18 protein-coding genes are annotated in these 17,671 nt (G+C 68.6%); 5 read left to right on the top strand and 13 right to left on the bottom strand.

Annotated elements, in window-relative coordinates; translation table 11 throughout:
• Window positions 1-179: 179 nt before the first annotated feature.
• From BCO18175_RS26255 to flgB, 10 genes are all read right to left on the bottom strand, one after another.
• Window positions 180-935, bottom strand: a complete 756-nt coding sequence (locus BCO18175_RS26255) for a flagellar brake protein (RefSeq protein ID WP_174985460.1) — start codon at window positions 933-935, stop codon at window positions 180-182.
• Between the two features lie 220 nt (window positions 936-1,155).
• On the bottom strand, window positions 1,156-2,139 hold the full coding sequence (gene flgJ, locus BCO18175_RS26260; RefSeq protein ID WP_174974449.1) for a flagellar assembly peptidoglycan hydrolase FlgJ: 984 nt from the start codon (window positions 2,137-2,139) through the stop codon (window positions 1,156-1,158).
• Complete coding sequence (locus BCO18175_RS26265; RefSeq protein WP_438820513.1) at window positions 2,140-3,318, bottom strand: flagellar basal body P-ring protein FlgI; 1,179 nt, start codon at window positions 3,316-3,318, stop codon at window positions 2,140-2,142.
• A gap of 5 nt (window positions 3,319-3,323) precedes the next feature.
• Complete coding sequence (gene flgH / locus BCO18175_RS26270; protein ID WP_174985464.1) at window positions 3,324-4,016, bottom strand: flagellar basal body L-ring protein FlgH; 693 nt, start codon at window positions 4,014-4,016, stop codon at window positions 3,324-3,326.
• Window positions 4,017-4,036: 20 nt separating this feature from the next.
• Complete coding sequence (gene flgG / locus BCO18175_RS26275; protein WP_174974445.1) at window positions 4,037-4,825, bottom strand: flagellar basal-body rod protein FlgG; 789 nt, start codon at window positions 4,823-4,825, stop codon at window positions 4,037-4,039.
• Window positions 4,826-4,859: 34 nt separating this feature from the next.
• Window positions 4,860-5,618: a flagellar basal-body rod protein FlgF gene (gene flgF / locus BCO18175_RS26280; protein ID WP_174985466.1), complete on the bottom strand. Its 759-nt coding sequence runs from the start codon at window positions 5,616-5,618 to the stop codon at window positions 4,860-4,862.
• 19 nt (window positions 5,619-5,637) lie between these two features.
• Window positions 5,638-6,879: a flagellar hook protein FlgE gene (gene flgE / locus BCO18175_RS26285; protein WP_174985468.1), complete on the bottom strand. Its 1,242-nt coding sequence runs from the start codon at window positions 6,877-6,879 to the stop codon at window positions 5,638-5,640.
• Window positions 6,880-6,912: 33 nt separating this feature from the next.
• Window positions 6,913-7,671, bottom strand: coding sequence for a flagellar hook assembly protein FlgD (locus BCO18175_RS26290; protein ID WP_174985470.1), 759 nt, complete (start codon window positions 7,669-7,671; stop codon window positions 6,913-6,915).
• Between the two features lie 55 nt (window positions 7,672-7,726).
• Window positions 7,727-8,152: a flagellar basal body rod protein FlgC gene (gene flgC / locus BCO18175_RS26295; RefSeq protein WP_174985472.1), complete on the bottom strand. Its 426-nt coding sequence runs from the start codon at window positions 8,150-8,152 to the stop codon at window positions 7,727-7,729.
• A 40-nt stretch (window positions 8,153-8,192) separates the two neighbouring features.
• Window positions 8,193-8,681 (bottom strand): flagellar basal body rod protein FlgB, encoded by a 489-nt coding sequence (gene flgB / locus BCO18175_RS26300; protein WP_174918197.1) that lies wholly within the window; start codon window positions 8,679-8,681, stop codon window positions 8,193-8,195.
• 204 nt (window positions 8,682-8,885) lie between these two features.
• On the opposite strand from flgB, the gene flgA reads away from it, so the two are divergent.
• The 4 genes from flgA (at window position 8,886) to BCO18175_RS26320 (ending at window position 12,631) form a co-directional block, all read left to right on the top strand.
• A complete protein-coding gene (gene flgA, locus BCO18175_RS26305; protein WP_174985474.1) occupies window positions 8,886-10,145 on the top strand; it encodes a flagellar basal body P-ring formation chaperone FlgA in 1,260 nt (419 codons plus the stop codon).
• A gap of 118 nt (window positions 10,146-10,263) precedes the next feature.
• Window positions 10,264-10,593, top strand: a complete 330-nt coding sequence (flgM, locus tag BCO18175_RS26310) for a flagellar biosynthesis anti-sigma factor FlgM (protein WP_174918199.1) — start codon at window positions 10,264-10,266, stop codon at window positions 10,591-10,593.
• Window positions 10,594-10,663: 70 nt separating this feature from the next.
• Complete coding sequence (locus tag BCO18175_RS26315) at window positions 10,664-11,104, top strand: flagella synthesis protein FlgN (RefSeq protein ID WP_174918200.1); 441 nt, start codon at window positions 10,664-10,666, stop codon at window positions 11,102-11,104.
• A gap of 171 nt (window positions 11,105-11,275) precedes the next feature.
• Window positions 11,276-12,631 (top strand): SGNH/GDSL hydrolase family protein, encoded by a 1,356-nt coding sequence (locus BCO18175_RS26320; RefSeq protein WP_174985476.1) that lies wholly within the window; start codon window positions 11,276-11,278, stop codon window positions 12,629-12,631.
• 19 nt (window positions 12,632-12,650) lie between these two features.
• Here the strand turns inward: BCO18175_RS26320 and BCO18175_RS26325 are convergent, their stop codons facing one another.
• Window positions 12,651-14,501 (bottom strand): M24 family metallopeptidase, encoded by a 1,851-nt coding sequence (locus BCO18175_RS26325; RefSeq protein ID WP_174985478.1) that lies wholly within the window; start codon window positions 14,499-14,501, stop codon window positions 12,651-12,653.
• 425 nt (window positions 14,502-14,926) lie between these two features.
• Between BCO18175_RS26325 and BCO18175_RS26330 the strand changes: the two genes are divergently transcribed.
• Window positions 14,927-15,712 carry a helix-turn-helix domain-containing protein gene (locus BCO18175_RS26330; RefSeq protein ID WP_174985479.1) on the top strand — a complete coding sequence of 262 codons (786 nt, stop codon included), beginning with the start codon at window positions 14,927-14,929 and terminating at the stop codon, window positions 15,710-15,712.
• 44 nt (window positions 15,713-15,756) lie between these two features.
• Here BCO18175_RS26330 and BCO18175_RS26335 read toward each other — a convergent pair whose 3' ends face one another.
• Together BCO18175_RS26335 and BCO18175_RS26340 are read right to left on the bottom strand one after the other, a co-directional pair.
• Window positions 15,757-16,998, bottom strand: a complete 1,242-nt coding sequence (locus BCO18175_RS26335; protein ID WP_174985481.1) for a multifunctional CCA addition/repair protein — start codon at window positions 16,996-16,998, stop codon at window positions 15,757-15,759.
• Window positions 16,995-17,642, bottom strand: coding sequence for a glutathione S-transferase family protein (locus BCO18175_RS26340; RefSeq protein ID WP_174985483.1), 648 nt, complete (start codon window positions 17,640-17,642; stop codon window positions 16,995-16,997). Before BCO18175_RS26340 ends, BCO18175_RS26335 begins: the two co-directional genes overlap by 4 nt.
• Window positions 17,643-17,671: the final 29 nt, after the last annotated feature.

The raw sequence follows: 17,671 nt of genomic DNA on the forward strand, positions 1-17,671 counted from the left end.
CCGGCCGCGCTGCGGCCGCCGGGTTGCGTGACTCCCGGTATAACGGCCGCGAATTCAGAAAATTGAGGAAAAAATGCACGCGCGACGCGCACTCGCGCGTCGCCGGTTCAGGCGTGCGGCCGATGGTGCCGCAAACGCCCCGCGGGCCGCCCCGGGCGGGGCCGACCGCCGGTTGCGCGTCAGGCCCGCGCGAGCGAGCGGCGCTTCATTTCGAGCTGCGTGATCAGCCGCTGCAGCGTGTTCTCCGCGCTGCCCGGCAGCGACATGTAGCGGAAGCCGAGCTGGTAGCGCCGCGACCCGTTCGGCATCTGCGTCGAACGCTGCGACACGAGCTGCAGGTCGAGCGACAGCTTGCCGTGGCCGGTCAGCTCGAGTTCGACGTCGGGCAGCAGCGTGCCGACCTCGAGCGCCTCGACGCGTTCGTCGGCCGTGCGCAGCCCCACGCCGCCGAGCGACAGGTTGTGCACCTCGAACAGGAAGCTCTCGCCGTCCGGCAGCTTGCCGCGGCACAGGAACGGATCGACGATCGGCGCATCGACGCGGAAATATTCGCGGCGCTGGATGCACATCAGCACGTCGGGGAAATCGGCGACGAACGCGGGCAGCCCCTCGAAGCGCGACTCGCGCGGCGTGCCCGTGGAGAATTCGACGCGCACGCCCTCCGGCGCGGCCGCGAACGTGCAGTGCGACGCGCCGAGGATGCTGGCGTTCTGCTCCGACAGCGCACCCCAATCGAACGTAAACGTCCGCGCACCGACATCCACCTCGAGCAGGCGCGTGACGAGCTGGCCGCCCGGATACTGGACGGTCAGGAAATCGCCGCGATTGACGAGGTTGCGCAGCTGCACACCGATTTCCAGCGGATTGCGGCGGGCATAGTCGGGCCCGGAGTGGCCTGCATCCAGGCTGGGGTCCGTCGACGTTTCGATATTCATGGCTAGCCGGTCTTTCTTGTCATGGGCGCCCGGGCAACCGGTGCGCAATAAAACCGGGCCAGAACGGGGGCCCGGTCGCAGGTCTCTCACACTTAGCGGCAGTGCTGACCGAAAGTTTAGATCGAATTGGGGATTTTTTTCGCGCAAACGTTGAAACCGCGCGCGGCGGGCTGCCGGGCGCGGTCCAGAGGGGAGTCGACAGCGGTAGCCGACGGGGCCGTCAGCCGATCTGCTGCATGATCGAGATCAGCTTTTTCGCGTAATTCGGGTCGGTCGCGTAGCCGGCCTTCTGCATCCCGTGCGCGAACCCTTCGACACTGCGGCTCGCGCTCAGCACGCCCGAGTAGCGCGGATTGTTCTTCAGCAGGTTCGCGTAATCGGTCATCGCGTGCTCGTACGAATCGTACGCGCGGAATTTCGCGACCACGCGGCGCGGCGTGCCGTTCACGTATTCCGTCGTCAGCGCCGACACCGTGCGGCCGGTCCAGCCCTTGGTCGCCTTGATGCCGAACACGTTGTAGCTCGTCGAGCCGTCGGTCGCGCGGATCTCGCGCTTGCCCCAGCCCGATTCGAGCGCGGCCTGGCCGACGATGAAGCGCGCCGGGATGCCGGTCGACGCGCTGGCCGCCTGCGCGGGGCCCGCGAGCCGGTCGACGAACGCGTCGGCGTCCTGCACGCCGCTCGCGCCCTTCACCGGCGGCGTCAGCGCGCTGCCGGCCGAGTAGCCGCGCGTGCCGGCGAGCCCGCCGTTGTTGGCCGAGTTCGCGTAGGCCTTCGCCATCGCGTTCATCGCGGCGAGACCGCCTTCGTTACCGGACGCGCCAAAGCCGTCCGCGCCCAGGCCGGCCGCGCCGACGTCGGCCGCCGTTTCGCTGCCCGCGCCCTGCCCCGCATTGCGCAGCAGCTGCTTCATCAGCGCGTCGGCCACGCCGATCCCGCGCGTCGACATCTGCTGTGCGAGCTGCTGGTCGAGCATCGACGTGTACATCTTCGACGTATGCGAATCGAACAGCCCGCCGTCGGGCGATGCGTCGCGCATGCTCTTGAGCATCATCTGCGTGAACATCGCGTCGAACTGGCCGGCGACCGCCTTCGCGCCGGCCTGCGGCGACTGCTTCGCCTGCGCGCGCAAGGCGTCGAAACCCTGCACGTCGAGCGCAAAGCGCTGCGTGAGGTCGTTCGCGTTCGGGAGACTGGCTGCCATTTAGATGATCTCCAGGTCGGCGCGCAGCGCGCCGGCGGCCTTCATCGCCTGCAGGATCGACATCAGGTCCGCGGGCGTTGCGCCGAGCGTGTTCAGCGCCTTCACGACGTCGGCGAGATTCGCGCCGGCCGTCACCATCTTCAGCGCGCCGTTGTCCTGCTTGAGCTGGATCTGCGACTGCTGCGCCACCACCGTCTGCCCGTTCGAGAACGGCCCCGGCTGCGACACGACCGGCTGCGTGTTGACGACGACCGACAGGTTGCCGTGCGCGACCGCGCAGCTCTGCAGCGTGACCATCTGGTTCATCACGATCGAGCCGGTGCGCGCGTTCAGGATCACCTTCGCCGCGGCCTTGTCCGGGCTGACGTCGAGGTTCTGCAGCCGCGCCATGAACGCGACCTGCTGCGCCGAGTCGGCCGGCGCGGCGAGCTGGATCGTGCGGCCGTCGAGCGCCGTCGCGGTGCCCGGGCCGAAGCTCGAGTTGACCGCGGACACGATCCGCTGCGCGGTGCCGTAGTCCATGTCGTTCAGTTGCAGTTGCAGCACGCCGTTCATCTGCGCGATCGCGTTCGGCACGCCGCGCTCGACGATCGCGCCGCCGACGATCCGGCCGGCCGAGAGCTGGTTCACCTGCACGCGGCTGCCGTTCGCGCTGGCGCCGGCACCGCCGACCGCCATGTTGCCCTGCGCGAGCGCATAGACCTGGCCGTCCGCGCCTTTCAGCGGCGTCAGCAGCAGCGTGCCGCCGCGCAGGCTCTTCGCGTTGCCGAGCGACGACACGGTGACGTCGAGCGCCTCGCCCGGCCGCGCGAACGGCGGCAGCGTGCCGGTCACCATCACGGCCGCGACGTTCTTCAGCTGCATGTTGCTCAGCTGCGACGCGCCGCCGTTGGCCGACCCGTTGTTGATCGAGATGCCGAGGTTCGCGAGCATGTTCGCGAGCGTCTGCGTCGTGAACGGGGTCTGCATCGTCTGGTCGCCCGTGCCGTCGAGGCCGACGACGAGGCCATAGCCGATCAGCGGGTTGTCGCGCACGCCCTGGATCTGCACGAGATCCTTCAGCCGTTCCGCGTGCGCCGGAGCCGCACCGAACATGCAAGCCACCGCCGCGAACGCGACGGCGAGCCGCACGGCGGCATGCGCACGGGCCGACAGATGGTCGAGAAGCGTCTTCTGCATCGTCATCACCACGGCGCGATGTTGAGGAAGAAGCGCTGCAGCCAGCCCATCGTCTCGGCTTCGTTGATGTAGCCCTTCGCCGAGTATTCGATCTTCGCGTCGGCAACTTGCGTCGAGTAGACGGAGTTCGCGCCCGAGATCGTGTTCGGGTTGACGACGCCCGAGAAGCGCACGAATTCGTTGCCCTGGTTGATCAGCATCTGCTTCTCGCCGCTGACCACGAGGTTGCCGTTCGGCAGCACGCCGGTGACGGTCACCGTGATCGTGCCGTTGAACGTGTTCGCCGCGCTCGCGCCGCCGGTCGCCGCGAACTTGTTGTTGCCGGTCGCCGACAGGTTCGCCTTCGCGAACAGCCCGCCGAGGAAGCCGGCCGTCGGCACGTTGAAGTCGGTGTTGCCCTGCCGGTTCGTGTTCGCGCCCGACGACTTGGTCGCGTTGATGTTCTCCGCGATCATGATCGTCAGGATGTCGCCGACGTTGCGCGGCCGCTGATCCTCGAAGAGCGGCCGCCCCGCATAGCCGGGGTTGTAGATCGAGCCGGGCGCCTGCATCGACATCGGCGCCGGCGGCTGCGCCGTCATCGGCTGCTGGATGATCGGATCGCGCGGAATCTGCGCGCAACCGGCGGCGAGCGCCGCCACCGCGACCGCGCATGCGGCGCGGACGGTGGCTGACGGGAGGAGGCGAACCTGCTTCATGGCGACGACGGGTGTTCCGGTTAGCTCTTCATCTGCGTGACGGTCTGCAGCATCTGGTCGGACGTCGTCACGGCCTTGCTGTTGATCTCGTAGGCACGCTGCGTCTGGATCATGTTGACGAGCTCCTGCACGACGTTCACGTTCGACGCTTCGACATAGTTCTGGCTGAGCGTGCCCGCGCCGTTCAGGCCCGGCTGCGACACGTTCGGCGCACCCGACGACGTCGTCTCGGAGAACAGGTTCTCGCCGCGCGCTTCAAGACCGGCCGGGTTGATGAAGGTCGCGACCTGCAGCGAGCCGATCTGCACCGAATTGGTCGAGCCCGCCTGCGTGATCGTCACGACGCCGTCCTTGCCGATCGTCAGCGACGTCGCGTTCTGCGGGATCGTGATCGCCGGCAGGATCTGGTAGCCGCTCGACGTGACGAGCTGGCCCTGCGCGTTGGTCTGGAACGAGCCGTCGCGCGTGTACGCGTTCGTGCCGTCCGGCATCACCACCTGGAAGAAGCCCGCGCCGTTGATCGCGACGTCCTTCGAGTTGCCGGTCTGCGTGAGGCCGCCCTGCGTGTACAGGCGCTCGGTCGCGACCTGCTGTACGCCGGTGCCGAGCTGCAGGCCCGACGGCAGCTCGGTCTGCTGCGTCGAGTTCGCGCCGGGCTGGCGGATGGTCTGGTACAGCAGATCCTCGAACACCGCGCGCGACGCCTTGAAGCCGTTCGTGCTGGTGTTCGCGAGGTTGTTCGAAATCACGTCCATCTGCGCCTGCTGCGCATTCATGCCGGTGGCGGCAATGTAGAGCGAACGGTTCACTTGTAAGGTCTCCTGCGTGGGCTGGCGCGGGCGCTCAGCTGAAATTGAGCAGCTGGTTCGCCGACTGCTCGTTCTGGTCGGCCGTCTGGATCAGCTTCGACTGAAGCTGGAACGCGCGCGCGTTGTCGATCATCGCGACCATCGCGCTCACCGGGTTGACGTTGCTGCCTTCGAGCGAATTCGGCGTGACGACCACGTTCGGGTCGGCGTCGGCCGGATTGCCGTCGGCGGTGCGGAACAACCCGTCGTTGCCGCGCGAGAGCGTGGTCGGATCGGGATTGACGAGCTTCATCTGGTCGACGATCGCGACCGCCGTCGGCGGGTCGCCCGGCATCAGCGCGGAAATCGTGCCGTCCTTGCCGATCGTCACTTCCGCGTTCGGCGGCACCGAGATCGGGCCGCCGTTGCCGACCACCGGCAGGTTGCTCGCGTTGACGAGCTGGCCGTTCTGGTCGACGTGCAGGTTGCCGGCGCGCGTGTACGCCTCGCTGCCGTCGGCCGCCTGCACAGCCAGCCAGCCGGCGCCCTGCACGGCGACGTCGAGCGGGTTGCCGGTGCGCGTGATCGGACCCGGCGCGTAGTCGGCGCCGGGCGTCGATGCGAGCACGTAGGTGCGCGTCGTCGTCGGGTCGATCGTGCTGCCGTCGCCGAAATTCATCGGCACCGCGCGATAGGTCGCGAGTTGCGCGCGAAAGCCCGTCGTCGACGCGTTCGCGAGGTTGTTCGCGACGATCGCCTGCTGGTCGAGCGACTGCGACGCACCCGTCATCGCCGTGTAGATCAGTCGGTCCATGGCTGCCCGTTATCCGCGCTTACAGGTTGATGAGCGTCTGGTCGACGGTCTGCTGCGTCTTGATCGTCTGCGCGTTCGCCTGGTAGTTGCGCTGCGCGGTGATCAGGTTGACGAGCTGCGACGTGAGGTCGACGTTCGAGTTTTCCAGCGCGCTGCCCTGCAACGTGCCGTGGTTCGTGCTGCCCGGCGCCGAGATCTGCGGCACGCCCGACGCGGAACTTTCCGCATACTGGTTGCCGCCGAGATTCACCAGCCCGTTCGGGTTGTTGAAGTTCGCGAGCGCGATCTGGCCGAGCACGGCGGTCTGGCCGTTCGAGTAGTTGCCGGTCAGCTTGCCGTCGGCGCCGATCGTGTAGGTCGTCAGCGTGCCGCTCGCGTAGCCGTCCTGCGCGAGGTTGTTCACGCCGTCCTTGCCGCCGTACTGCGTCGTGCCGGTCAGGTCGAGCGTGAGGCTCTGCGGCGTCGCCGAGCCGTCGGTGTTCGGCACGGTGAACTGGAACTGGCCGACCGACGTGGTCGGCGTGGGCGGCGTGCCCGTGGTCGTGCTCTGGATCGTGCCCGACGAATTGAAGTTGACCGTGCCGAGGTCGGTCGTGGCGCCGCCCTGCACGCCCGCGTACGCTTCCCACGTGCCGGCCGCCGACTTCACGAAGTACATGTTGACCGCCTGCGAACCGCCGAGCGAGTCGTACACCTGGATCGACGTCGAGTAGTTGTACGTCGTGTTGTCGGTCGCGCTGAACGGCGTCTTGGTCGGCACCGTGTCCTGCGAGTTCAGGTTGAACTGCGCGGAGATCTTGGTCGTCGCGGTCGGTGAGATGTTGGTCGTCGGCGCCTGCAGCGGCACGGTCTGCGCGGTGTTGATCACACCGCCGTTGTTGGCTGCGTAGCCCATCAGGCTACGGCCTTGCGAGTCGATGATGTAGCCGTTCTTGTCGCGCTGGAACGTGCCGTCGCGCGAGTACGTCGTCACGCCGTTGTTCGACATCTGGAAGAAGCCGTTGCCGTTGATCGCGACGTCGAGCGACGAGTTCGTCGTGTTGATCGTGCCCTGGCCGAAATTCTGCTCCACCGCGTTCAGCGACGTGCCGATACCGATCTGCGTGTTGGTCGACGTCGCGACCGAGTTCGCATACATGTCCGCGAACTGCGCGGTGCTCGACTTGAAGCCGACCGTGTTCGCGTTCGCGATGTTGTTGCCGATCACGTCGAGCGCGTTCGATGCACCCGAGAGGCCGCTCAGACCCTGTTGATAACCCATTTCGGTCTCCGTTTCGAGATTGCTCGATCAGTATCAGTTGGAGGTGGTGCCGCTGCCGGACGAGGACGACGCGGACGACGTGGTGTTCGGGAAAATCGATGCGACCTGGGTCAGACCCACCGTCGTGCCGTTCGACAGCACGAGCCCCGCCGTGCCGTCCGCCTGCTTGATCACGCTCTGCACGGTCGACGCCGCGAGCGTCGTGGCCGGCTGCGGCGTGCCGTTGCTGTCGGTGTACGACGCGCTGACGGTGTACTTGCCGTCCGGCAGTGCGTTGCCCGCCGAGTCGGTCGGCGTCCAGTTGAACGGCACGGTGCCGGCCGACTGCGCGCCCGCGTTGATCGTGTTCACCACGGTGCCGGCCGCGTTCTTCACGGTGATCGTCAGGTTCGACACCGCGCTCGACAGCGACACGCCGAACGGCGACGCCGCGCCGCTCTTCACCGCGACCGCGTTGCCCGGCGCGAGCACGTTGGTGCCGATCAGCAGCGCGGCCTGCGTCTGCTGGCCGGCCGTGAGCTGCGTCGACAGCGACGTGAGCGACGTGTTCAACTGCGCGATGCCGCTCACCGTGTTGATCTGCGCGAGCTGCGACGTCATCTGCGAGCTGTCGACCGGGCTGGTCGGGTCCTGGTTCTGCAGCTGCGTGACGAGCAGCTTCAGGAACGTCGCCTGCAGGTCGCTCGCCGACGTGCCGTTGGTCGACGACACTTTGTTGGTGTTCATCGTGTCGGTCGGCAGGTTCGACACGTTGGTGCCGTTGCTGCCGATCGTCGTGCTGGAGGAAGTCATCCTGGGTGGCCTTCTGTCGGAACTTTCGGGTCTGTAAGATCGGTCGGCGCGCGGCTTACGAGCCGATCGTCAGCGTCTTGAGCATCAGCGTCTTCGCGGTGTTCAGCGTCTCGACGTTGGCCTGGTACGAGCGCGACGCCGAGATCATGTTCACCATCTCCTGCACCGGGTCGACGTTCGGCATCTGCACGTAGCCGTTCGTGTCGGCGGCCGGGTTCGACGGGTCGTAGGTCGACTTCATCGGCGACGGGTCGTCCATCACCTTCGTCACGCGCACGCCGCCCACGCCCTGGCCGGACGTGGTGCGCGCGCCGCCGATCGGGTCGGTCGCGAACACGACCTGCTTGGCCTTGTACGGCTTGCCGTCGGGGCCGGTCGCGCTGTCGGCGTTCGCCAGGTTCGACGCGGTGACGTTCAGGCGCTGCGACTGCGCGGACAGCGCCGAGCCGGCGACGCCGAAGATGTTCATCAACGAAGGCATGGAAGCTCCTTTTGCTCGGATTCGGAGGCGATGCGCGCCATCACTGGTTCGTCGTGATCGCGGCGATCATCGCCTTGATCTGCTGGGTCATCACGGTCATCCCGGTCTGGTAGTGCAGCGCGTTGTTCGCGAACTGCACGCGCTCGACGTCGAGATCGACCGTGTTGCCGTCGAGCGCCGGCTGCAGCGGCATCCGGTATTGCGCACGGCCGTAGTCGTCCGACGGGCCGCCCGTCGGGATCAGCTTCGCGGTGCCGGCCATGTGGCCCGCCGCCGTCGACACCATCGACATGCCGCTCGTCACGCCGGCCGGCTGCGCCATGGGCAGTTGCGCGGCGTTGCTCGGCGCGAGGCCGCCGCCCGTCTGCTTCAGCGAGCGCGCGAGCGTCGACGCGAAATCGACGTCGCGGGCCTGGTAGCCGGGCGTGTCGGAGTTCGCGATGTTCGACGACAGCAGTTCCTGCCGGTAGGCACGCACGTCCAGCGCCTGTCGGCCGAACGCGAATTCCGCATCGAGTTTGTCCAGCATGTGTGCCTCTCTCCGTATGAAGCGCTGCACGCCCCTCGCGCCGGATGGCGACCCGAGAGGCTTTTTTCCATGACAGCGATGGTAGGCGTCCGACGCAACCGGCAATCGGGCGAATAACGCGGCAAAGGCCCCCTCTATTCATCGTTTGCGCGACGGCCCCGCTCCCTAGAATGCGAAGCGGAGCAACGAATCGGGGATACGGCGATGACTGGCAACGCACTTCGCGGCAGGAACGGGCGGCTCACGCACGTCCGGCGTGCGTTTGCGCTCGCCGCGGCGCTGTGGATCGCCGCCCCGGCCGCGCACGCGGACGACGGGATGATCGTGATTCCGGGACGCGGCGAGACGGCCGAAACCGCGCTCGCGCATGCCAATGCGGCGAACGGCGGGCAGTTCGGCGGGAATGCGGCGATGGCGCCGGGTTCGGGCCTGGCGCCGGACGCGGGTCGCGCGGCGAGCGGCACGGGCGCCGCCGCCGGCGCGTCCGGCACCGGCTACGCGGCACAACCGGCCGGCACGATGGTCGTGACGACCGTCCCGCCGCCGGCCCCCACGCCGGCCCCTGCGCCTCGCCCCGTCTACGCCGCCGCCCGTGCGAACGAAGGCGCCGGATACGGCGCGCCGCGCGCCGCCAATCCGAACGCGATCGCGACGGTCGTCGCCGGCACCGCCGAACCCGCATCGAATCCCGCACGGCCGGCCCCGCAGCCGGCGATCGCCGCGCGCCTGGCGGCAGCCCGCGCCGCGTCAGCCGCGCCGGCGCCGCGCACCGCACCGGTTTCCACGAACCCGGCCCCGGCGGCCAATGCCGCCAATGCGGCCCAGCCCGCGACGCCGCCCGGCCAGCAGGATCCCGAGTCGATCCGCCGCGCGGCCCTCGCGTTCCTGCAGCAGCAGACCGCGGGCCTGCCCGGCAAGACCACCGCGACGGTCACGACCGCGTTTCCGCGCGGGCTCGCCGCGTGCACGACGCTCGAACCGTTCATGCCGACCGGCGCGCGCCTGTGGGGCCGCACGACGGTCGGCGTGCGCTGCGCGGGCGAGCGGCCGTGGACCGTCTACCTGCAGGCGAAAGTCACCGTGCAGGCCACCTATTACGTCGCCGCACGCCAGATCGCGCCCGGCGAGCCGCTCTCCGCGGCCGACCTGGTCGCCCGCGACGGCGACCTGACGGTGCTGCCGCTCGCGGTGATCACCGATCCGGCGCAGGCGATCGGCGCGACCGCGCTCGCGCGCATCTCGGCCGGGCTGCCGCTGCGGCAGGACATGCTGAAGAGCGCGGCGTCGGTGTCGGCCGGCCAGACGGTGCGGGTCGTCGCGGCCGGGCCCGGTTTCACGATTTCGGCCGAGGGCAGCGCGCTGGCCAATGCGGCTCCCGGCCAGTCGGTACGGGTGCGGATGGCCGCGGGCCAGATCGTCACGGCGATCGTCAAGGACGCCGGCACCGTGGAAATTCCGCTATAGGGACGGATCTCGCCGCAAGAGTGTAAAGAATTGTTTATTCGGAGCATTTCGGGCTCGCGATGCTAAAGTTCGGGCCGACCCGGCCGTTATCTGGGTCAAACCGAACAGGAAACCCATCGTGAAGATCGATTCCACTCCGAACCCGAGCCCCCTGGCGCCGACCGGCAACGGCGCGCCGCGTGCGCAATCCGGCACGGCCTCGTCTTCGTCCGCACAGGCGGGCGACGCAGGGTCGACCGGCGGCGACACGACCGTGAACCTGTCGGGTCTGTCCGGCCAGTTGCGTTCGGTGTCCGCGTCCGGCAACGGCGATATCGACACGGGCCTGGTCCAGTCGATCAAGGACGCGCTGAACAACGGCACGCTGACGATCGACGCGAGCAAGATTGCCGACGGCGTATTGAATACCGCCCGCGAGCTGCTGCAGCAGCAGCGCCCGGGCAGCTGAAGCCGGCCTCGCGAGGCCGGTCCCCCGGTTTGCCGGCGCTCATCCGCGCCGGCGCGACGAGCATGACGCGATGAGAGAAGAGCTGCTGGCCACGGTCAACGACGAACACGCGACGGTCGAGGCGTTCGCGTCGCTGCTCGCCTACGAGGAAAAGGCGCTGACGATGGCCCAGCCGCTCGAGATGCTGCCCGGGATCGTCGAAAAGAAAACCGAGCTGATCGACCGGCTCGCGCAGCTCGAACGCACGCGCGACACGCAGCTTTCCGCACTCGGCTTTCCGGCCGGCAAGAAGGGGATGGATCAGGCCGCCGAGCGCGATGCCCGCCTCGCCGGCCGCTGGCAGTTGCTGCAGCAATCCGCCGAACGCGCGCGCCAGGCCAATGCGAACAACGGGATGCTGATCCGGATCCGGATGGACTACAACGAGCGCGCGCTCGCGGTACTGCGCTCGGCCCCGGCGCCTGCCGGCGTCTACGGCCCCGACGGGCGCGTGTCGGCACTCACGCGCTGAAGCACTGACTGACCGGCGGCAGCGCCGCCACCGTACTTTCCGCATTTCGCCGCCATGCGCGGCATCTCACGTTTCGACAGACCGGGCCCGAGCCCGGCACCAACGGTCCCTTCCGATACACGGCTGCGCAGCCGCGCCGCCGTCCCGTCACAACAATCAGAAGAGGGCCGCATGCCATATTTCCGCATTCCGTTTTCATCCCGCATCGCCGCCGTTTCCGCCGTCGCGGCGCTGGGCGCCGCATTGACGCTCCCCGTCGCGCAGGCCGCCGGCCCCGCGCCGCTGCCCACGCCGACGGGCGACATGTCGCTGTCGCCGGCCGGCCCGGACATCGTGCCGCCGGCCGCGTCGAGCCCGCCCGGCGCCACGCCGCGCGCGTCGCGCCGCGGGTCCGACACCTACACGTACCTGCGCTGCTGGTACCGGATCGACGCGGATCCGCTGAAGCCCGCGTCGACCTACGAATGGGCGCTCAACCCCGCCGGCGGCGACTGGTATCGCGTGCCCGGCTACTGGTGGGCGGACGGCATCACGCAGTGGAAGAACATGTTCTACAGCACGACGACGCAGGACACGCTCGCCGACGTGTGCCGCAAGACGCTCGCCGCGAAAGGCATCAAGTCCGACCTCGTGCAGGCAGTCGCGGCAAACAACGCGCTGTCGTTCAACTACACGGTGTGGACCATCGATGCCGCGCAGCAGGACGCGCGCGTCAACAAGCTGATCGTGTTCGGCGACAGCCTGTCCGACACGCAGAACATGTTCAACGCCAGCCAGTGGAAGCTGCCGAACGCCACGAGCTGGAATGCGGGGCGCTTCAGCAACGGCCCGGTGTGGGCTGAATATCTCGCGAACGCGCTGCGGCTGCCGTTCTACAACTGGGCGATCGGCGGTGCGGCGACCGACCAGTACCTCGTCGTGCCGGGCCTCGTGCAGCAGATCGACTCGTGGCGCGAATACATGGATCGCGCGCCGGACTACCGGCCCGCCAACACGCTGTTCGCGGTGTTCGCGGGCGGCAACGACCTGGTGAACTACGGGCGCTCGCCCGAGCAGGCGGCAAATGCGGTGCGCGACAGCCTCGAGCGGCTCGCCGCGGCCGGCGCGACGCGGATCATGCTCGTCACGCTGCCGGACGTGTCGCGCGCGCCGGTGTTCGCGACCCGCACCGACACGGCAAGCGTCGCCGCGCAGGTCAAGGACTACAACCGGCGCCTCGCCGACGCGGCCACCGCGCTGCGCGCCCGCTACGGCGCGACGCTGCGGCTCGAGGTAATCGATGCGTACGCGCTGTTCGACGACCTGCTGAGCCACCCGGCCCAGTACGGCTTCGACGATGCGAAGCGTTCATGCCTCGACATCCCGAAACCGTCGTCGCTCACCTACCTGAGTGCGCAGACGCCGCGTGCGGACTGCCGCGATCCGGCGCGCTTCGTGTTCTGGGACACGCTGCACCCGACGACGCGCACGCATGCGTGGCTCGCCGAGCGGATGGCGCCGCTGGTGCGTGCGCGCCTGCTGAACTGACCGGCGCGGGCGGCAGTGCCTACAGCAGCGGACACGCGGTGACCTGCGTGCCGCGCTCCACGCACAGCCGCTCGTAGTCGCGCAGGTACGCGCGCTCGTCGTCGTCGAGCAGGTCGAGATCGATCAGGTCCCAGTCGTAGCCGACCGTCACGATGTTCTCGAACGTGACGGTATCCGGCTGCGCGTCGTCCCGGTGGATGATCACGATGTTCTCGATCCGCACGCCGCCCTTGCCCGGCACGTAGATGCCCGGCTCGACCGAAATCACCGCATTCGGCACGAGCCCGTACTTCGCGCCCGGCGCGAACCGCACGCCGCCCTCGTGCACGTGAATCCCGACGCCGTGCCCGGTGCCGTGACCGAAATCGTGGCCGTGGTCGCGACACACCTGCCGCACGACCGCATCGACGTCACCGCCCTTCGCGGTGCTCGGGAAGCGCGTGACGAGCCCCTTGATGCAGGCCTTCAGCGCGACCGTGTAGATCTCGCGCTGCCACGGCTGCGCGACTGTATCCGGGTCGGTCCGGCGCAGCACCACGCGCGTGCAGTCCGTTGCAAAGCCGGCTTCGTAATAGGCGCCGCTGTCGAGCAGCACGAGTTCGCCTTCCGTCAGCTCGACGTCGGCGCTCGCCGCCGTGTAGTGCGCGAATGCGCTGTTCGCGCCGTTCGCCGCGATCGACGGAAACGTCAGCGCAACCGCCGAACGCGCACCGTAAGCGTCGTTGATCGTGCGCGCCAGGTCGTATTCCGTATGGCGTGCGCCCGGCTCGCCGGCCTTCGCCCAGCGCATCGTCTCGGCGATCGCCGCGGAACTGCGCGCGAACGCGTCGCGGAACCGGTCGAGCACCGCCGGCGTCTTGCCGGCCCGCATCGCCTCAACCGGGTTGAAGTCGGCATGCCGCGCCTGCGGCCACACGCGCTTCACCGCGTCGACGAGCGCGCAGTTCACCGATTCGAAGCCGTAGCACACGTGCTCGACCGCGAACGGTGCGAGAAAGCGCTCGAGCGCCGCGACATCGCGCCGGATCACGTGCAGCGCCGGATACGACGCGAGCGTGACTTCGCAGCGGTCGCAGCCTTCCGGCAGGAACAACGCCACCTGCCCGCCGACCGCGAACAGGAAGCCGAGGTGCGACGACGCATTCGGGATGTGATAGCCGCGGCTGTTCAGCAGATACGCGAGGTCGTCCGATGCGCAGGTGAAGAACGCGGTCTTGCCGTCCGGCGCGCCGGTATGCGCGGCGAGCTTGCGGTTCAGTGCGTCGAGATTCTGCGCGACGCTCAGGCCGGTCATCGATTCCGGCACCTCGAAGATCGGCCGCTCGACGACCCAGCCCGGCAGCGCGATCGCGCGATCGATCTCCCGATCGGCGAGACTCGTCCAGTCGAGCGACGCGGCCTGCGTCTGTTCGAACAGACGATCGCGCTGCGCGACGCTGATCCGCAGCGCATCGTAGCCGACCCGTGCGAGCCGGCTGCCGTGCGCGACCAGCCAGTCGGCCATCGCCTGCCAGATCGTCACGTTCATCTCGAGCTTCTCGATGCGCACGCGCGCCGGATCGCACTGCTGCTCGGCCTGCAGGTGATAGCGGCCGTCGACGAACAGCACGAACGGGGGCAGATCGAGTGCCTGCGCGGTCGCCGCGCTCAGGAAGATCCCGCAGCCGGCCGAGCCGTCGAAACCCGACACCGCGTAGCGCGGGTTGTTGGCGAGCGGCAGGTACTCGGTCACGTATTCGTCCTGCGACGTGACCAGCACCGCGTCGAGCCGCGTGGCGTCGAGCAGGCGCGACAGGCCCGCCTGCGTGTCGACGACGGATGCGTCGTACGGGGGAAGGCCGGAGAAGCTGTATTTCAGTCGATCGATCATCGGAAGCCCGTTATGCATTGTTGTCGGCGGCCGGCGGTGACGCGGCGGGGGGCAGGCCCGAGGCAGGCCTGATGCGGCACGGCGCCGCTGCACGGCGGACGCCCGGCCCGGCGTGGTGCCGGACCGCCATGCCGTTCCGGCAGCGGGGCCTTAAAAATTTTCGTCTCACTTAACTTTGTTTGATGCGCGCGACAGAATCTAGAGCACTCCGAAATTGAGGTCAAGCTAAAATTTTCGTAGGGCTAAAATCGGCGCGGCGCCTGCGCATCCCGGCACAACGTGAATTCGTCCGGCGACACCGCGCGGTACAATGCGCCGGCATCGCCGTACCGACGGCCGTGCTTCGTGCGATGCGCGCAAATCATTGTCCGCAGACCGCACCGCCCGTCCGCTCGCCACCCGACTCGTTGCGACGAAAGAGATTCATGGATTCAGACATCATGCGCATCGGCCAGCGCATTCGCCGCCTGCGCCGGGAAGCGAAGAAGACGCTGCTGGAAGTCGCGACCGAAGCGAAACTGTCGGTCGGGTTCCTGTCCCAGGTCGAGCGCCATCTCACGGGCATCTCGCTGTCGTCGCTCGTCAACGTCGCGAAGGCACTCGGCGTGCCGCTCGGCGCGCTGATCGACCAGCCGCGCCAGGCACAGCCCGATTCGTACGAGGGCCGCCGCAAGCCGTACGCGCTCGACGCCAGGTCGCAGTGGTACGAGCGCCTCTCCACCACGTTCGACGGCAGCCAGATCAACGCGCTCAAGGTGCAGATGATGGAAGGCTACCGCTCGGAATGGGTCGCGCACGGCGGCGACGAGTTCGTGTACGTGCTGGCCGGCCGGATCTGCTACACGGTCGGCAAGAAGGATTACCCGCTGTCGCCCGGCGACTCGCTGCACTTCGACGCGCGCAAGCGGCATCGGGTCGCCAACGTGGGCGACGGGCCGGCCGAGGTGATCGCGGTCGGGACGCTGCCGCTGTTCGACGATCGTGGCGCGGGGTTCGTCTCCGCGACGATGGATATCAGCAAACCTGCGCCCGTCGGGCGCGCCGCGTCGGGCGAGCCGCGCGCGAGCCGCCGCGGGCCGGCGCCCAAGCAGGCGGATCGCGATCGTGACGCCGGCGCGGCAGGAAAGGAAAAGAAGGCAGCGGCCAAGCCGCGCGCATCCGCCGGCAAACGTCCGGCGGCCGCCAAGCCGACGCGCAAGAAGAAGTCGTAACGGTTGCCGGGCGGCAGGCGTGCGACGCGCGCCCTTCCGGCCCCTTATTCGCCGATCTCGAGCGACTGCGCGACGGCCTCGATCCGCGCGCGATGCACGGCTTCCCTGATCTTCTCCGTGTCGTTGCCGATGCCGCGCGCGATCGCGCCGGCATCGACGCTGCGCGCCGCCGCGAGCGCGACGCGCAGCCGCTCGGCCTGCGGATACGGCTGGGCTTCGAGCCCGAGCCGCCCGCGTGCATCCGATTCGCACGCCTGCAGCATCTCGGCGAAACGCGCCGGCTTGCGCAGCGCGTCGCTGCGCTCGAACAGCCGCACCAGCGCGGCCGCCCCCATCTCCATCACGCGATGCAGGTTGCCGTGCTCGCGCGCGACCACGAGCGCGAGATCGCGGCATTCGTTCGGCACGCGCAACCGCTCGCACAACGGCTTGAGCAGGTCGACGCTGCGCCCCTCGTGGCCGACGTGGCGCGGCAGCACGTCGGCCGGCGTCGTCGCCTTGCCAAGGTCGTGCGTGAGCGCCGCGAAGCGCACCGGCAGCGAATAGCCCTGCTTCGCCGCATAGTCGACGACCATCATCACGTGCACGCCCGTGTCGACCTCCGGGTGGTAGTCGGCGCGCTGCGGCACGCCCCACAGCGCATCGACCTCGGGCAGGATGCGCGCGAGCGCGCCGCACTCGCGCAGCACCGCGAACATCCGCGACGGCTTCGCCTCCATCAGCCCGCGCGCGATTTCCTGCCACACGCGTTCGGGCACGAGCGCGTCGACCTCGCCCGCGTCGACCATCCGCCGCATCAGCGCGAGCGTTTCGTCCGCGACCGTGAAATCCGCGAACCGCGCGGCGAAGCGCGCGATGCGCAGGATCCGCACCGGATCCTCGACGAACGCGTCGCTCACATGCCGGAACACGCGCGCGCGCAGGTCGGCCTGCCCGTCGAACGGATCGATCACCTGCCCGACCAGCTCGCCCTCCGGGCTCACCTCGCGCGCCATCGCATTGATCGTCAGGTCACGCCGCGCGAGATCCTCGTCGAGCGTCACGTCCGGCGCGTAATGAAACTGGAAGCCGTGATAGCCGGCCGCCGTCTTGCGCTCGGTGCGCGCGAGCGCGTACTCCTCCTGCGTCCGCGGATGCAGGAATACCGGGAAATCCTTGCCGACCGGCCGGAACCCCTGCGCGGCCATCTGCTCGGGGGTCGCGCCCACCACCACGTAGTCGCGGTCCTGCACGGGCACGCCGAGCAATTCGTCGCGGATGGCGCCGCCTACTGCATAGATGTTCATGGCGTCGGCTCGTATTCGGCGATCACGTTCGTTTCGCGGCGCGCGGCGTCGATCCACCGCTGGACGGCCGGCAGCGCCGTCACGCGGGCCGCATAGCCGGCCGCTTCCGGCGACAGGCCCGGCTCATACGTGTTGAAGCGCATCACGACGGGCGCGTACATCGCATCGGCGATCCCGAATTCGCCGAACAGGAACGGCCCGCCCGACGCCTCGAGACACTCACTCCACAGCGCATCGATGCGCGCGACATCGGCGAGTGCCTCGGGTGTCGCGCCGCGCCCCGGCATCGACGCGCGTACGTTCATGCCCATCTGCGTGCGCAGCGCCGCGAAGCCCGAATGCATCTCGGCCGCGACGCAACGCGCATGCACCCGCTCGAGCGGATCGGCCGGCCACATCGGGAACTGCGGATAGCGTTCGGCGAGCGTCTCGGCGATCGCGAGCGAATCCCAGATCGCGACGCCGTGGTCGTCCACCAGGCACGGCACCTTGCCGGACGGCGAATATTCGAGGATGCGCGCGGCCGTGTCGTCACGGCGCAGCTCGATCGCGATCTCGTCGAACGGGATGCCGAAATGCGCGAGCAGCAGCCACGGGCGCATCGACCACGACGAGTAGTTCTTGTCTCCAATGACGAGTTTCATGGCGGTGTTCCGGAAAACGCAAAGGTGGA

Source organism: Burkholderia lata (genome assembly GCF_902499335.1).
Taxonomy (GTDB): Bacteria; Pseudomonadota; Gammaproteobacteria; order Burkholderiales; family Burkholderiaceae; genus Burkholderia; species Burkholderia lata_B.

What these genes read in the sequence shown, in the direction of transcription:
- BCO18175_RS26340 (WP_174985483.1), bottom strand. Translation starts at nt 17,642, where the DNA reads ATGAAACTCGTCATTGGAGACAAGAACTACTCGTCGTGGTCGATGCGC.
- flgE (WP_174985468.1), bottom strand. Translation starts at nt 6,879, where the DNA reads ATGGGTTATCAACAGGGTCTGAGCGGCCTCTCGGGTGCATCGAACGCG.
- flgF (WP_174985466.1), bottom strand. Translation starts at nt 5,618, where the DNA reads ATGGACCGACTGATCTACACGGCGATGACGGGTGCGTCGCAGTCGCTC.
- flgJ (WP_174974449.1), bottom strand. Translation starts at nt 2,139, where the DNA reads ATGGCAGCCAGTCTCCCGAACGCGAACGACCTCACGCAGCGCTTTGCG.
- BCO18175_RS26315 (WP_174918200.1), top strand. Translation starts at nt 10,664, where the DNA reads ATGAGAGAAGAGCTGCTGGCCACGGTCAACGACGAACACGCGACGGTC.
- BCO18175_RS26255 (WP_174985460.1), bottom strand. Translation starts at nt 935, where the DNA reads ATGAATATCGAAACGTCGACGGACCCCAGCCTGGATGCAGGCCACTCC.
- BCO18175_RS26335 (WP_174985481.1), bottom strand. Translation starts at nt 16,998, where the DNA reads ATGAACATCTATGCAGTAGGCGGCGCCATCCGCGACGAATTGCTCGGC.
- flgB (WP_174918197.1), bottom strand. Translation starts at nt 8,681, where the DNA reads ATGCTGGACAAACTCGATGCGGAATTCGCGTTCGGCCGACAGGCGCTG.
- flgA (WP_174985474.1), top strand. Translation starts at nt 8,886, where the DNA reads ATGACTGGCAACGCACTTCGCGGCAGGAACGGGCGGCTCACGCACGTC.
- BCO18175_RS26330 (WP_174985479.1), top strand. Translation starts at nt 14,927, where the DNA reads ATGGATTCAGACATCATGCGCATCGGCCAGCGCATTCGCCGCCTGCGC.
- BCO18175_RS26320 (WP_174985476.1), top strand. Translation starts at nt 11,276, where the DNA reads ATGCCATATTTCCGCATTCCGTTTTCATCCCGCATCGCCGCCGTTTCC.
- BCO18175_RS26290 (WP_174985470.1), bottom strand. Translation starts at nt 7,671, where the DNA reads ATGACTTCCTCCAGCACGACGATCGGCAGCAACGGCACCAACGTGTCG.
- BCO18175_RS26265 (WP_438820513.1), bottom strand. Translation starts at nt 3,318, where the DNA reads ATGCAGAAGACGCTTCTCGACCATCTGTCGGCCCGTGCGCATGCCGCC.
- BCO18175_RS26325 (WP_174985478.1), bottom strand. Translation starts at nt 14,501, where the DNA reads ATGATCGATCGACTGAAATACAGCTTCTCCGGCCTTCCCCCGTACGAC.
- flgC (WP_174985472.1), bottom strand. Translation starts at nt 8,152, where the DNA reads ATGCCTTCGTTGATGAACATCTTCGGCGTCGCCGGCTCGGCGCTGTCC.
- flgH (WP_174985464.1), bottom strand. Translation starts at nt 4,016, where the DNA reads ATGAAGCAGGTTCGCCTCCTCCCGTCAGCCACCGTCCGCGCCGCATGC.